Origin of the sequence: Burkholderia sp. BCC0397 (genome assembly GCF_902832865.1) — a bacterium.
GTDB lineage: Bacteria > Pseudomonadota > Gammaproteobacteria > Burkholderiales > Burkholderiaceae > Burkholderia.
Genome location: NZ_CADFDL010000007.1, coordinates 284146 through 296733, shown reverse-complemented (window position 1 = coordinate 296733; position 12588 = coordinate 284146). Strand labels below are relative to the sequence as shown.

The 12588-nt window shown below is 67.0% G+C and carries 13 protein-coding genes and 1 other RNA gene; 6 read left to right on the top strand and 8 right to left on the bottom strand.

Annotated features, from left to right (window positions below; translation table 11 throughout):
* Positions 1–34: 34 nt before the first annotated feature.
* On the top strand, positions 35–787 hold the full coding sequence (gene cobA, locus HWX03_RS22780; RefSeq protein WP_175872748.1) for a uroporphyrinogen-III C-methyltransferase: 753 nt from the start codon (positions 35–37) through the stop codon (positions 785–787).
* Between the two features lie 112 nt (positions 788–899).
* Here cobA and HWX03_RS22775 read toward each other — a convergent pair whose 3' ends face one another.
* From HWX03_RS22775 to lptF, 3 genes are read right to left on the bottom strand one after another with little or no spacing between them, the layout of a single operon-like run.
* Positions 900–1283 (bottom strand): CbiX/SirB N-terminal domain-containing protein, encoded by a 384-nt coding sequence (locus HWX03_RS22775; protein ID WP_174432519.1) that lies wholly within the window; start codon positions 1281–1283, stop codon positions 900–902.
* A 27-nt stretch (positions 1284–1310) separates the two neighbouring features.
* Positions 1311–2459, bottom strand: coding sequence for an LPS export ABC transporter permease LptG (gene lptG / locus HWX03_RS22770; RefSeq protein WP_034208149.1), 1149 nt, complete (start codon positions 2457–2459; stop codon positions 1311–1313).
* A 3-nt stretch (positions 2460–2462) separates the two neighbouring features.
* Positions 2463–3557 (bottom strand): LPS export ABC transporter permease LptF, encoded by a 1095-nt coding sequence (gene lptF, locus HWX03_RS22765; RefSeq protein WP_175872747.1) that lies wholly within the window; start codon positions 3555–3557, stop codon positions 2463–2465.
* Positions 3558–3679: 122 nt separating this feature from the next.
* Here lptF and HWX03_RS22760 point away from each other — a divergent pair, with 122 nt between their 5' ends.
* The 3 genes from HWX03_RS22760 to HWX03_RS22750 are packed head-to-tail and all read left to right on the top strand — an operon-like array spanning position 3680 to position 6426.
* Positions 3680–5191: a leucyl aminopeptidase gene (locus HWX03_RS22760; protein ID WP_175822226.1), complete on the top strand. Its 1512-nt coding sequence runs from the start codon at positions 3680–3682 to the stop codon at positions 5189–5191.
* A gap of 34 nt (positions 5192–5225) precedes the next feature.
* Complete coding sequence (locus tag HWX03_RS22755) at positions 5226–5642, top strand: DNA polymerase III subunit chi (protein ID WP_006484796.1); 417 nt, start codon at positions 5226–5228, stop codon at positions 5640–5642.
* Positions 5643–5667: 25 nt separating this feature from the next.
* Positions 5668–6426: a DUF2486 family protein gene (locus HWX03_RS22750; protein ID WP_175872746.1), complete on the top strand. Its 759-nt coding sequence runs from the start codon at positions 5668–5670 to the stop codon at positions 6424–6426.
* A 145-nt stretch (positions 6427–6571) separates the two neighbouring features.
* Here the strand turns inward: HWX03_RS22750 and HWX03_RS22745 are convergent, their stop codons facing one another.
* Positions 6572–6898 (bottom strand): c-type cytochrome, encoded by a 327-nt coding sequence (locus HWX03_RS22745; RefSeq protein WP_175872745.1) that lies wholly within the window; start codon positions 6896–6898, stop codon positions 6572–6574.
* 127 nt (positions 6899–7025) lie between these two features.
* Complete coding sequence (gene ilvD, locus HWX03_RS22740; protein WP_175872744.1) at positions 7026–8699, bottom strand: dihydroxy-acid dehydratase; 1674 nt, start codon at positions 8697–8699, stop codon at positions 7026–7028.
* Between the two features lie 135 nt (positions 8700–8834).
* Here ilvD and HWX03_RS22735 point away from each other — a divergent pair, with 135 nt between their 5' ends.
* Together HWX03_RS22735 and lgt are read left to right on the top strand one after the other, a co-directional pair.
* Positions 8835–9752, top strand: a complete 918-nt coding sequence (locus tag HWX03_RS22735) for a LysR substrate-binding domain-containing protein (RefSeq protein WP_175872743.1) — start codon at positions 8835–8837, stop codon at positions 9750–9752.
* An 89-nt stretch (positions 9753–9841) separates the two neighbouring features.
* Positions 9842–10738, top strand: coding sequence for a prolipoprotein diacylglyceryl transferase (lgt, locus tag HWX03_RS22730; protein WP_175872742.1), 897 nt, complete (start codon positions 9842–9844; stop codon positions 10736–10738).
* Positions 10739–10849: 111 nt separating this feature from the next.
* Here the strand turns inward: lgt and HWX03_RS22725 are convergent, their stop codons facing one another.
* The 3 genes from HWX03_RS22725 to ssrS form a co-directional block, all read right to left on the bottom strand.
* Positions 10850–11590, bottom strand: a complete 741-nt coding sequence (locus tag HWX03_RS22725; RefSeq protein WP_175872741.1) for an SIMPL domain-containing protein — start codon at positions 11588–11590, stop codon at positions 10850–10852.
* A 176-nt stretch (positions 11591–11766) separates the two neighbouring features.
* Positions 11767–12228: an EVE domain-containing protein gene (locus HWX03_RS22720; protein WP_124827290.1), complete on the bottom strand. Its 462-nt coding sequence runs from the start codon at positions 12226–12228 to the stop codon at positions 11767–11769.
* Positions 12229–12339: 111 nt separating this feature from the next.
* Positions 12340–12521: non-coding RNA, 6S RNA (gene ssrS / locus HWX03_RS22715), on the bottom strand.
* Between the last annotated feature and the right edge of the window lie 67 nt (positions 12522–12588).

The window sequence follows — 12588 nt, the reverse complement described above, 5'->3', positions numbered from 1 at the left end:
GCCGCCGCGGCAGGACCCTAGCGAAGCGACAAACATGGGCAAGGTATATCTGATCGGAGCAGGGCCAGGCGCCGCGGACCTCATCACGGTGCGCGGCATGCGGTTGCTCGAGCAGGCCGACGTCGTGCTGCACGACGCGCTGGTCGAGCCCGCGATGCTCGACTATGCGCCGAACGCGCGGAAGATCGCGGTCGGCAAGCGCTGCGGGCAGCGCTCGACCGCGCAGCATTTCATCAACAAGCAGATCGTCGATGCGGCGCGCGATCATGCGTGCGTCGTGCGGCTGAAGGGCGGCGACCCGATGCTGTTCGGCCGCGCCGAAGAGGAAATGCGTGCGCTCGACGCGGCCGGCATCGACTACGAGGTCGTGCCGGGCATCACCGCGGCGCTGGCCGGCGCGGCGACGCTGAAGCGTTCGCTCACGTTGCGCGGCGTGTCGCGCAGCGTCGCGTTCGCGACGCACAGCCGCGCACCGGGCAGCGACGAGATCCGCGAAGCCGCGCGCGCCGATTCGATCGTCTACTACATGGGCCGCGACAGCGCGCCCGGCATCGCGCAGGAATTGATCGACGCCGGCCGTGCGCCGGCGACGCCGGTGGCGATCGTCGAGGCATGCAGCACCGCGCGCGAACGCACGCTGACGCTGACGCTCGCGCAGATGGCGGCCGGCGACGCGCAGGCGTGGCTCGATCCCGCGGAACCGAGCCTGCTGATGATCGGCGATGCCTTCGCCGAACGCACGCAGCTCGCGGCGAAAGAGGGCGATGCATTGCGCAATGCGGCTTGAGTCGATGTAGCGGCCTGCGCGGCGAGCGGCGCATCGCATGCCGCTGGACCGTGGGCAAAAAAAACGCTGGCTTCCGAAGCCAGCGTTTTTTTATTTGGGGCTACCGATTCGCTTACGCGTCGCGACCGACCTGATCGATGCAGTAGCGTGCGACCGCGTCGAGCACGCCGTCGTCTTCGCCGACGGCCGTCGCGCAACGGATCTCGACGCCCGGATGCGCGGCGCGGCATGCGTCGACGAGCTGCGGCAGGTCGCGGCGGACATGGCCGCCCTGGCCGAAGAACACGGGCACCACGGTGATGCGCGTGCAGCCGGCCGCGACTTGCGCGGCCACGGCCTCAGCGAGCGACGGCGTCATCAGTTCGAGGAACGCGAGCGACACCTGCGCGGCAGGGGAGCCGGCGCCGCGCAGCCGCGCGGCGAGCCGCTCGAACGGCTCGGCCCAACGCGGGTCGCGGGCGCCGTGGCCGAACAGGACGATACCGTGCGAATGCATGTCGAAGCCTCCGTCGCGACGCGGCGCTCAGTGCCGGTCGACCCACTTGAGCGCAAACAGGCCGAGCGCGAGATAGATCAGGCCCGGCGTCGCGGCGGTGAGCGGCGCGGGCCACGTGTTCAGCGTACCGATGTGCGAGAACAGCGTGTTGAGCAGCTGGAAGCTCATGCCGAGCATGATGCCGCCGAACACCTTCACGCCGACCACGCCGGCCCGCGTGTGCAGGTACGCGAACGGCAGCGACAGCACGAGCATCACGAACACCGCGAACGGATACAGCAGCTTGCGCCACAGCGCGATGTCGTAGCGCTGCGTGTCCTGCTGATTCTCGCGCAAGTGCTGGATGTAGCGGAACAGGTTGATGATCGACATGCGCTCCGGCGACACGAGCAGCACCGACAGGATCTGCGGCGTCAGGTCGGACCGCAGCCGGTATTCGGGCAGCGACACCTGCTGCGACCGGTACACGGGGTTCAGCGCATCGGCCGGCTGGCCGCTGACCGGCTTGATCGGCGTCAGCTCCGTCTCGGTGACACCCTTCAGCAGCCAGTGGCCGGGCGGCTCGTAGCGGCCGGTTTGCGCGATCCGCACGTTTTGCAGCTGGAATTTCGAGTCGAATTCGTAGATGCGCACGTTGCTGATCGTCGAGTCGGGCGACAGGCTGCCGACGTTGACGAAGCGCGTGACCTGCTCGCCGTTTTCGCGGGCCGCGAGCGTGTCCTTCACCCACACGCCCGACTGGAAGTTCGACGACACCGATGCGCCGAGCGCCTGCAGCCGCACGCGTTCGGACAACTGGTCGGCGTACGGGCCGACGAATTCGCCGATCAGGTAGGTGACGATCACGAGCGGCACGCCGATCTTCAGCAGCGAGCGCAGCGCCTGGTTGGTCGCGAGGCCCGACACGCGGAAGATCGTGAATTCCGAGTTCGCGGCCATCTGCGCGAACACGTAGATCGCACTGATCAGCGCGGCGACCGGGATGATCTCGTAGAAGCGCGACGGCGTCTGCAGCGCGACGCGCAGCACCGCGTAGCCGAACTTGTAGTTGCCGTGTCCGACCGAATTCAGTTCGCTGATCAGGTCGAAGAAGAAGAACAGACCAGAGAACGCGAACAGGATGAAGATGAACGTGATGTAGATCTGCCGCGCGAAGTACTTTTCATAGAGCCGCATCGATCATGCTCCCGAGCGGCCGAACAGCGCGCGTGTGAACAACGGACGATTGCGCACGCGCAACCAGAAAATGAACGCGACGATCGCCGCGACGAGCACGTGCAGCCCGACGAGACCCACGCCGAACGACATCTTGCCCTGCTCGATCTGCGCCTGCACGACGTTCAGCAGGTTCGAGTACGTGAGGTAGATCAGCACGGCCATCACGAGGTTGATCGTGCGGCTGCGGCGCGGGTTCTGGTACGCGAGCGGGATGCCGAGCACCATCAGGTTCAGCGCGATCAGCGGCAGCCCCGCGCGCCACGCGAATTCCGCGAGGTTGTCGCGCGTCGGGTTGCGCAGCAGGTCGGGCGTGGGCGTGCTGTTGGTGGTCTGAACGTTGACGACCGGCTTGCTGGTGATCTTCACGCCGTAGCGCTCGAACTCCATGATCTTGAAGTTCGGCTGGCCGGGCGTGCCGTCGTAGCGGCGGCCGTCTTCGAGGACGACGAAACGATCGCCGTCCTTCGAGGTTTCCGTATGGCCCGTCTGCGACACGACCACGTTGAGCTTGCCGTTTTCCGTCGACGTGACGAAGACGTTCTGCACCTTGCTCTGGTCGGGCGACATCTTCTCGATGAAGAACACGCGATGGTTCGCGGCCGATTCGCGGAACTGGCCGGGCGCGAGCAGCGAGATCTCGTCGCGCTGCTGGAAGCGCGCGCGGATCATCTTGCTCTGCTGGTTCGACCACGGCCAGCCGACGAACGCGAAGAAGGTGATCAGCAGGATGATCGGCGTGGCGAACACGCCGATCGGCTTGATGAGGCGCGTGAGGCTCACGCCCGACGCGAGCCACACCACCATTTCGGAGTCCCGGTACCACCGGGTCAGCACGAACAGGATCGACACGAACAGCGTGACGACGAGCATCACGGCGAGGTAGCCGATCACGGTCAGGCCGATCAGCACGAGCACGTCGCGCGGATCGATTTCGCCGGACGCGGCGTAGCCGACGATGCGAATCATCATCGTCGTGAGCATGATCGTGAGCAGCACCATGAACACGGCGCCAGCCGTATACGCAAGCTCGCGCTGGAGGGAGCGTTCGAAGATCATTCTTGATGAGAAGAGGGCGGGAGGCGGCGCACGCGTGGTGGAGCGCTCGCGCCGCCACGGGAAAAATAGCGGATAATTGCGGCTTTCATCCTTAGCCCAGATTTTATCCGAGGACAAGCGCGATGGACTTTAGCATAAAAGGCTGTGATTGGAGCAAAGGCGAGGCCAAGGGGTTCCTGACCGGGAAGTCCGACTGCATCGTGCTCGGCATCTTCGAGGCGCAGACCCTGTCGGGCGCGGCGCTCGACATCGACACGGCCACCAAGGGACTGATCTCGCGCGTGGTGAAGGCCGGCGACATGGACGGCAAGCGCGGCAAGACGCTGTTCCTGCACGAAGTGTCGGGCATCGGCGCGTCGCGCGTGCTGCTCGTCGGGCTCGGCAAGCAGGATGCTTTCAATCAGAAAGCCTATAACGACGCCGTGACGGCCGCGTGGCGCGCGCTGCTGGCGACCAAGGTCGTCCAGGTCACGTTCTCGCTCGCGCAACTGCCGGTCGACGAGCGCAGCTCCGACTGGGGCGTGCGTGCCGCGATCCTCGCGCTGCGCAACGAGACCTACCGCTTCACGCAGATGAAGAGCAAGCCGGAGCCGGCGTCGCACACGCTCAAGCGCGTCGTGTTCAGCGTCGATCCGGCCGACGAAAAGGCCGCGAAGGTCGCGGTCAAGCAGGCCGTCGCGCTCGCGAACGGGATGGATCTGACCCGCGACCTCGGCAACCTGCCGGGCAACGTCTGCACGCCGACCTATCTCGGCAACACCGCGAAGAAGATCGCGAAGGATTGGGGCCTGAAGGCCGAAGTCCTCGGGCTCAAGCAGATCCAGGCGCTGAAGATGGGGTCGTTCCTGTCGGTCGCGCGCGCGTCGGTCGAGCCGCCGCAATTCATCGTGCTGCACTACCAGGGCGCCGCCGCGAAGGCCGCGCCGGTCGTGCTGGTCGGCAAGGGCATCACGTTCGATACGGGCGGCATCTCGCTGAAGCCGGGCGAGGGCATGGACGAGATGAAGTACGACATGTGCGGCGCGGGCTCGGTGCTCGGCACGATCCGCGCGGTCGCCGAAATGGGCCTGAAGATCAACGTCGTCGCGATCGTGCCGACCTGCGAGAACATGCCGGGCGGCAACGCGACGAAGCCGGGCGACATCGTCACCAGCATGAAGGGTCTGACGATCGAGGTGCTGAACACCGACGCGGAAGGCCGCCTGATCCTGTGCGACGCACTCACCTATGCCGAGCGCTTCAAGCCGGCCGCCGTGATCGACGTCGCGACGCTGACGGGCGCGTGCGTGATCGCGCTGGGCGGTCACAACAGCGGGCTGTTCTCGACGAACGACGCGCTCGCGGGCGAACTGCTCGACGCGTCGCGCGAGGCGAACGATCCGGCATGGCGCATGCCGCTCGACGACGAGTACCAGGATCAGCTGAAGTCGAATTTCGCGGATCTCGCGAACATCGGCGGGCGTCCGGCCGGCGCCGTGACGGCCGCGTGCTTCCTGTCACGCTTCACCGACAGCTATCCGTGGGCCCACCTCGACATCGCGGGCACCGCATGGAAGGGCGGTGCCGCGAAGGGCGCGACGGGCCGTCCGGTGCCGTTGCTCGCGCAGTTCCTGATCGACCGCGCCGGCCAGTGATGGCGGGGCTGACGACGCTGCGGGTGCGCGGGCAATGACGCGGATCGATTTCCACTCGAACGTCGGCGATTCGCTCGCGTACGCGTGCCGGCTGCTGCGCAAGGCCTATCAGGCCGGGCAGCCGGTCGTCGTGCTCGCCGAGCCCGCGCGCCTGCGCGCGCTCGACGAGCGGCTCTGGACGTTCTCGCCGCTCGATTTCATCCCGCATTGCGGCGTCGACAGCGAGCACGCAGCCGGCACGCCGATCGTGCTGGCCGCCGATCTCGACCGCGCGCCGCATCATCACGTGCTGCTGAACCTCGGCGCGACCGTGCCCGCGCAGTTCGCCCGCTTCGAGCGCCTGCTCGAGGTGGTCGGCAATGCGCCGGACGAGCTGGCCGCTGGCCGCGACCGCTACCGGTTCTACCGCGACCGCGGCTACGCGCTGAACAACTACAAGCAGGGCGGCTAGCCGCAACCGTCGACGGAGTGTTCCCGTGACAGAAGCCGATTCATCCTCGATCCCGACGCTGACCGATGTGCTGGTGCCGGGCAAGCCGGCGCCGGCGCGCTCGCCCGCGTCCGACGCCTCCCGGCCGCACGACAGCGCGGCGATTCCGGTGCTCACCGACGTGATCGCGCCGGCCGCCGCCGGTGCGGCGCCGGCTGAATCCCATCAAACCGAAGCCGACCCCGATTCCGTCGTGGTCGAACCCGTGCCGACGCCGCATGTGCCGGCCGTCGAGCTGCCGGGCGACGCGGCGACGGCTGCCGCCGCTGCGGGCGAAACCGATGCGCCGGCCGAACCCGGCGCCGCGGAGCACGTGGTCGCCGAAGACGCGGCGGCGATGACGGCGCCGCTGCGCTCGTCGCTGGTCGACGACGACCTGCCGCACCACACGTTCGCCGCGATTGCGCACGAAGCGGCCGCGCACGCGCCCGACACGGCGATGCCGGAGGCGGCCCTGCCGAGCGCAACGCCGCAGCCGGATGCGCAGGCCGCAGTCGCGCTGACGCCGGAAGATGCGCAGCACATCGCCGAACGGCTTCGCAATCGCGTGACGAACTATCTGACCGGGGCAGGGCGCGAGGCCATCGAAGCGCGTTGTCGCGATGCGCTGCACGAGCATTCGGCCTGGCTGGTCGGCCAGGTCACGCGCGAAGTCGCACTCGCGCTGGAAACCGAGGTGATGGACTGGGTGCGCGATGCGGTCGATGAAGAGATCGCCCGTCGTCGCGCCGGTCATTCCGGCTGAACGATTAATCGTTCGCGCTGGCGAAAAAGAGGATGCAGCTTCAGTAAGCGCCTGCGAAGCCGCCGGGGAGGCGCGCTGGTCAGTACAGGGCCGTCCTCTTGCGACGCCCTGCACACCACGTGGATGCGTCGCGCAGGTATCCGCTTCAGCGGACCGACAGCACCCACTGGGCGAGCGTGTGGGCCTCGGTGCTCGTCAGTTGCGTATTGGCGGGCATCGGCACGCCGCCCCATACGCCGACGCTGCCTTTCACGATCGATTGCGCCAGATAATCGCCGGCGTCGCCGCGCGCCGCGTACTTGCCGGCGATGTCGCGGAACGACGGACCCATCAGCGGCTTGCCGATCGCGTGGCAGGCCATGCAGTTCTTGCGCTGCGCCAGCGCCAGCCCGTCGGCCTGGTCGGCGCGCACCGCCGCCGCGCTGCCGGTCAGCAGCGTGGCGAGCAGCACGCGCAATATCGTCTGTTTCATGCGGTTCTCCGCCGGCGGGGACGGCCGGCTTCATGGTCCGCGCATTATAGAAGCAAAGGGGAAGCACGTTTTGCGCGTTCCCCCGGCGGCCCCGGTTATCGGGGTCGCATGCCATGGTGCCTCTGCATCACCCCGTGACCGCCCCCTGGTTCGCCGGTCGGACGAGCGCCGCGAATTTCGCGAGCACCCCACGCGTATAGCGCGGCGCGGGCTGCTGCCACGCGGCGCGGCGGTGTGCGAGTTCCGCGTCGTCGACGTTCAGCTGCAGCAGCAGCCGGTGCGCGTCGATCGTGATCGAATCGCCTTCCTGCACCAGTGCGATCGTGCCGCCGACGAACGCCTCCGGCGCGACGTGGCCGACCACCATGCCCCAGGTGCCGCCCGAGAAGCGGCCGTCCGTGATGAAGCCGACCGATTCGCCGAGCCCCTTGCCGATGATCGCGGAAGTCGGCGCGAGCATTTCCGGCATGCCGGGGCCGCCCTGCGGGCCGAGGTAGCGCAGCACGAGGATGTCGCCCGCGCGGATCCGGTCGCCGAGGATCGCGTCCATCGCGCTCTGCTCGTCGTCGAACACGCGCGCCGGGCCCGTGATCACCGGGTTCTTCAGGCCGGTGATCTTCGCGACCGCGCCGTCTTCCGCGAGATTGCCCTTCAGGATCGCGAGGTGGCCTTCCTTGTACAGTGCGCGGTCGATCGGGAAGATCACGTCCTGGTCCGCGCGCGGCATACTCGGCACGTCCTTCAGCTCGTCGGCGATCGTGCGGCCGGTGATCGTCATGCAGTCGCCGTGCAGCAGCCCCGCATCGAGCAGGATCTTCAGCACCTGCGGAATCCCGCCGGCCCGGTGCAGGTCGGTCGCGACGTACTGTCCCGACGGCTTCAGGTCGCAGATCACCGGCACGCGCTTGCGGATGCGCTCGAAGTCGTCGATCGTCCAGTCGACCTCGGCCGCGTGCGCGATCGCGAGATAGTGCAGCACCGCGTTGGTCGAGCCGCCGGTGGCCATGATCACCGACACCGCGTTCTCGATCGATTCCTTCGTGATGATGTCGCGCGGCTTCAGGTCGCGCTTCACGGCCTCGACCAGCACGCGCGCCGATTCGGCGGCCGACTCGACTTTCTCCTGGTCGGGGTTCGCCATCGTCGACGAATACAGCAGCGACATCCCGAGCGCCTCGAACGACGAACTCATCGTGTTCGCGGTGTACATGCCGCCACACGAACCCGACGTCGGACACGCGTTTTTCTCGACGCCTTCGAAATCCTCCTGCGACATCCGGCCCGCGGTGAATTCGCCGACGGCCTCGAACGACGACACGATCGTCAGGTCGCGGCCTTTCCAGTTGCCGGGGCGGATCGTGCCGCCGTACACGTAGATGCCGGGCACGTTCAGGCGCGCGAGCGCGATCATGCCGCCGGGCATGTTCTTGTCGCAGCCGCCGACCACCACCACGCCGTCCATCCACTGGCCCTGCACGCAGGTCTCGATGCAATCGGCGATCACTTCGCGCGACACGAGCGAGTACTTCATCCCTTCGGTGCCCATCGACATGCCGTCCGAAATCGTCGGCGTGCCGAAGATCTGCGGGTTCGCGCCGGCCGCCTTGACGGCGTCGACGGCCGCGTCCGACAGGCGCTGCAAACCGGAATTGCACGGCGTGATGGTCGAATGGCCGTTCGCGATGCCGACCATCGGCTTGTCGAAATCGTCCTTCTGGTAGCCGAGGGCGTAATACATCGAGCGGTTCGGCGAACGGGCCACGCCTTGCGTGATGTGCTTCGAGCGACGGTTGTACGGCATGGGGGACTCCATCGTTGTGGGGGCGTCGCTCGTGAGGGGCACGCCGGTTCGGATCGAACAAGCATGGAGTTTCCCGATTGGGATGTCCAATATATTATTTGTCGCCTATTAAGTCGTTTTGCGAATGAGTTGAACATGGCCGATCCGATCCCCGACCTGCGCCAGTGGCGCTATTTCGCGACCGTCGCCGACGAGCGCCATTTCGGCCGCGCGGCCGAGCGCCTGTCGATGACGCAGCCGCCGCTGTCGCAGGCGATCCGCGCGCTCGAAGACACGCTGGGCGTCGCGCTGTTCGTGCGCACCAAGCGCTCGGTGGCGCTGACGGCGGTCGGCGCGGCGCTGCTGCCCGACGTGCGTCGGCTGCTGGCGTCGGCCGATGCGCTGCCGCCGCTGGCGCGGCGGCTCGCGCGCGGCGAAGCCGGCTCGCTGTCGCTCGCATTCGTGTCGACCGCCGATTACGGGTTGCTGCCGTCGTTGCTGCGCGCGTTCGGCGCGCGCTATCCGCAGGTGCTGCTGCAGCTCGCGGAAGCGACGAGCGACGTGCAGATCGACGAACTCGTCGCGGGCCGCATCGATGCGGGGCTCGTGATTCCGCCCGTGCCGCCGCGTCACGCGGCCGGGCTGTCGTACCTGCCCGTCGTGCGCGAGCCGCTGGTGGTCGCGATGCCCGCGGGCGCGGCGCCCGATGCGCCCGAGGACGAGCCCGTACAGCTCGCCGATATCGCCGCGTTGCCGCTCGTGATCTTTCCGCGCCGTTTGGCGCCCGGCTTTTATGACATCATTACGGGCTGCTACGGCGCGGCGGGGGAAACTCCGCGCATCGGCCAGGAGGCGATCCAGATGCAGACGATCGTCAGCCTCGTGTCGGCCGGCATGGGCGTCGCACTGGTGCCGCAATCGCTGCGTAACCTGCGGCGCACCGGCGTGGTCTACCGGCCGCTCGCTGGTCACGCACCGGTCGTCGAGACGGGCCTCGTGTGGCGCACCGGTGACGTGAGCCCCGTGCTCGCCGGGTTCATCGATGTCGTGCGTGCGCAGGGGCTTGCCGCGTGACGTGAACGATGGCGCGCGGGCACCGTCCAACGCGCGGTGCTGCGCGCGTGCGACGGCCGTACCGTATTCGAAAACTTCTTCGCTAACCCATGATCATTCACCCGAATTTCGACCCCGTTGCGATCCATCTCGGGCCGCTGGCCGTGCGCTGGTACGGCCTCATGTATCTCGTCGGCTTCATCGCGGCGATCGTCGTCGGCCGGATCCGCCTGAAGCTGCCGCATGTCGCGGCGCAGGGCTGGACCGCGAAGGACATCGACGACATGATGTTCTACGGCGTGCTCGGCACCGTGCTCGGCGGCCGGCTCGGCTATGTGCTGTTCTACAAGGCCGATTTCTACTTCTCGCATCCGCTCGACGTGTTCAAGGTGTGGGAAGGCGGCATGTCGTTTCACGGCGGTTTTCTCGGCGTGACGCTCGCGATGATGCTGTTCGCGTGGCAGCGCAAGCGGCACTGGCTGCAGGTCACCGATTTCGTCGCGCCGATGGTGCCGACGGGGCTTGCAGCCGGCCGGCTCGGCAACTTCATCAACGGCGAACTGTGGGGCCGCGTGACCGATCCGGCGGCGCCGTGGGCGATGCTGTTCCCGGGCGCGATGCGCGACGATGCGGCATGGCTGCCGAAACATCCGGCGCTCATCGAGAAGTGGCATCTCGCCGACGTGTTCATGCAATACCAGATGCTGCCGCGCCATCCTTCGCAGCTCTATGAAATCGCGCTCGAGGGGATCGCGCTGTTCTTCGTGCTGTTCTTGTTCGCGCGCAAGCCGCGGCCGATGGGCGCGATATCCGCGCTGTTCCTGATCGGTTATGGCCTCGCACGTTTCACGGTCGAGTTCGCGCGCGAGCCCGACGACTTCCTCGGCCTGCTCGCGCTCGGCCTGTCGATGGGGCAGTGGCTGTCGCTGCCGATGATCCTCGCGGGTATCGCTTTGCTGGTCTGGGCGTATCGCCGCCGCGCGGCGAACGCGAATGCGGCTGCATGACGCGGTATCGATGTACGCGTGATCGGCGCGTGTATCGGCTACCCGGATGGACATAAAAAACGCCGGCCCTCGGGCCGGCGTTTTGCGTTTCCGACAGTCGCGCGATGCGCGTTACTTCATCTGCACGGAGCCGTTGACGGTGACCGTTACGGTGGCCTTGCCGCCTTCGACCGCGATCGGCGCGCTCATCTTCGCGCTGTCCATCGGCGCCGCGGCCATCGCCATCATGCGCGGGTACGGCTGCACGTTGCGGCCGCTGCCGACGTTCACGTCGCGGATCGTGTAGCTGCCGTAGCCGAACGCCTTCGCGGCTTCGTCCGCGCGGGCGCGGAACGACTTGATCGCTTCGGTCGTGAGCTTCTGCTCGGCCGCGCGCTGCGCTTCCGGCGACAGCGAGAACTCGACGTTCGCGACCTGCATCAGGTTCGACAACTGGCCTGCCAGCTTCGACGCCGCGGCGAAATCGCGCGATTCGAGCGCGACCTCGGTGCGGCCGCGCCATGCGGAGATCTTCCCGTCGCGATCGGTGCTCGGATACACGGAGAACGCGCCAGTGTGCGCGGTGACGCCCGACGCGCCCTTCGCCTGCGACAGGGCCGCGTCCGCGCGCTGGTTCAACTGCGCGGTGAGGCTGCCCGGATCCTTGGCCTGCTGCTCGTAGAACAGCGTGATGTGGATGATGTCCTGCGGCACGTCGGCGCTGGCCTGCGACGACAGCGACAGCACACCCGCCGGCTCCGGAAAGTGCGGGTTCGCCGCCTGGGCGTGCGCGGCGGGCGACGCGAGCGTCAGCGCGACGGGAACGGCGGCGGCGAGGGCGAGCGACAGCGCGAGTGCGGATTTCTTGGTCATTGTTGGCTCCTTGTGCGAGGGCGCGCAGGCGGATCACGCGTGCGCGACGCGGGCGTACCGCGCGAAAAAAACGACAGCCGGCCCGATCGACCGACAGCGGTTGCTTAGGCTGCGCGAAAGCGCCGCGAGTTCCGTTTCGGCAGGCGTACTGACCGGATTTGACCTTTGGCGCGCGCCTACTTCATCAACTTCTCAGTGATGAATCGCCATTCCGCACGCGTGACGGGCGTGATCGACAGCCGGTTGCCGCGGGCGAGCACGCGCATGTCGGCGAGCTCGTCGTGCTCGCGCAGCGCGGCGAGCGGCACGAGCGGCGACTTCTTCACGAAGCGCACGTCGACGAGCAGCCAGCGTGGTGTTTCCTGCGTCGATTTCGGGTCGTAATAGGGGCTTTTCGGATCGAACTGCGTGGGATCGGGGTAGGGTGTCGACGATACTTCGGCGAGGCCGGCGATGCCCGGCTCGGGGCAGCTCGAGTGATAGAACAGCACGCCGTCGCCGATCTTCATCGTGTCGCGCATGAAATTGCGCGCCTGATAGTTGCGCACGCCGGTCCACGGCAGCGAGCGCTGCGGTGCGTTGGCGAGATCGTCGATGCTTGCTTCGTCCGGTTCGGACTTCATCAGCCAGTATTGCATGGATCGTGATCGATGCAGAAAGAGGCGTGAGCGTCTGTTTGCATGCGCGCTCCGCATGCAAACAGACCCTGAAAAAGAAAACGGCACCGGGACTTGCCCGATGCCGTTGGATAGGCCCCCGCCTTGGCCGCTAGGCCGGCATCCTGAACCTGAGGTTCAGAATTGGTCGCAGTTAGCAGCACTTCGGGTACATCAGACAGAGTGACGCGCGCGCCCGTGCTACAAATTTCCGCAACCGTGCACATGGCATTGGTTCAAGGAATATATGACCTTGGCGAACCAGGCAGGGAAGCTGACTGAACTGTGTTTCGATGCGCCAATTTGACCACCGTTGACCGTCGAGATCAAGGGGAATCGACG

Bases quoted from the DNA above. Each gene is read 5' to 3' on its own strand.
- cobA (WP_175872748.1), top strand. From the start codon at position 35: ATGGGCAAGGTATATCTGATCGGAGCAGGGCCAGGCGCCGCGGACCTC.
- HWX03_RS22775 (WP_174432519.1), bottom strand. From the start codon at position 1,283: ATGCATTCGCACGGTATCGTCCTGTTCGGCCACGGCGCCCGCGACCCG.
- lptG (WP_034208149.1), bottom strand. From the start codon at position 2,459: ATGCGGCTCTATGAAAAGTACTTCGCGCGGCAGATCTACATCACGTTC.
- lptF (WP_175872747.1), bottom strand. From the start codon at position 3,557: ATGATCTTCGAACGCTCCCTCCAGCGCGAGCTTGCGTATACGGCTGGC.
- HWX03_RS22760 (WP_175822226.1), top strand. From the start codon at position 3,680: ATGGACTTTAGCATAAAAGGCTGTGATTGGAGCAAAGGCGAGGCCAAG.
- HWX03_RS22755 (WP_006484796.1), top strand. From the start codon at position 5,226: ATGACGCGGATCGATTTCCACTCGAACGTCGGCGATTCGCTCGCGTAC.
- HWX03_RS22745 (WP_175872745.1), bottom strand. From the start codon at position 6,898: ATGAAACAGACGATATTGCGCGTGCTGCTCGCCACGCTGCTGACCGGC.
- ilvD (WP_175872744.1), bottom strand. From the start codon at position 8,699: ATGCCGTACAACCGTCGCTCGAAGCACATCACGCAAGGCGTGGCCCGT.
- HWX03_RS22735 (WP_175872743.1), top strand. From the start codon at position 8,835: ATGGCCGATCCGATCCCCGACCTGCGCCAGTGGCGCTATTTCGCGACC.
- lgt (WP_175872742.1), top strand. From the start codon at position 9,842: ATGATCATTCACCCGAATTTCGACCCCGTTGCGATCCATCTCGGGCCG.
- HWX03_RS22725 (WP_175872741.1), bottom strand. From the start codon at position 11,590: ATGACCAAGAAATCCGCACTCGCGCTGTCGCTCGCCCTCGCCGCCGCC.
- HWX03_RS22720 (WP_124827290.1), bottom strand. From the start codon at position 12,228: ATGCAATACTGGCTGATGAAGTCCGAACCGGACGAAGCAAGCATCGAC.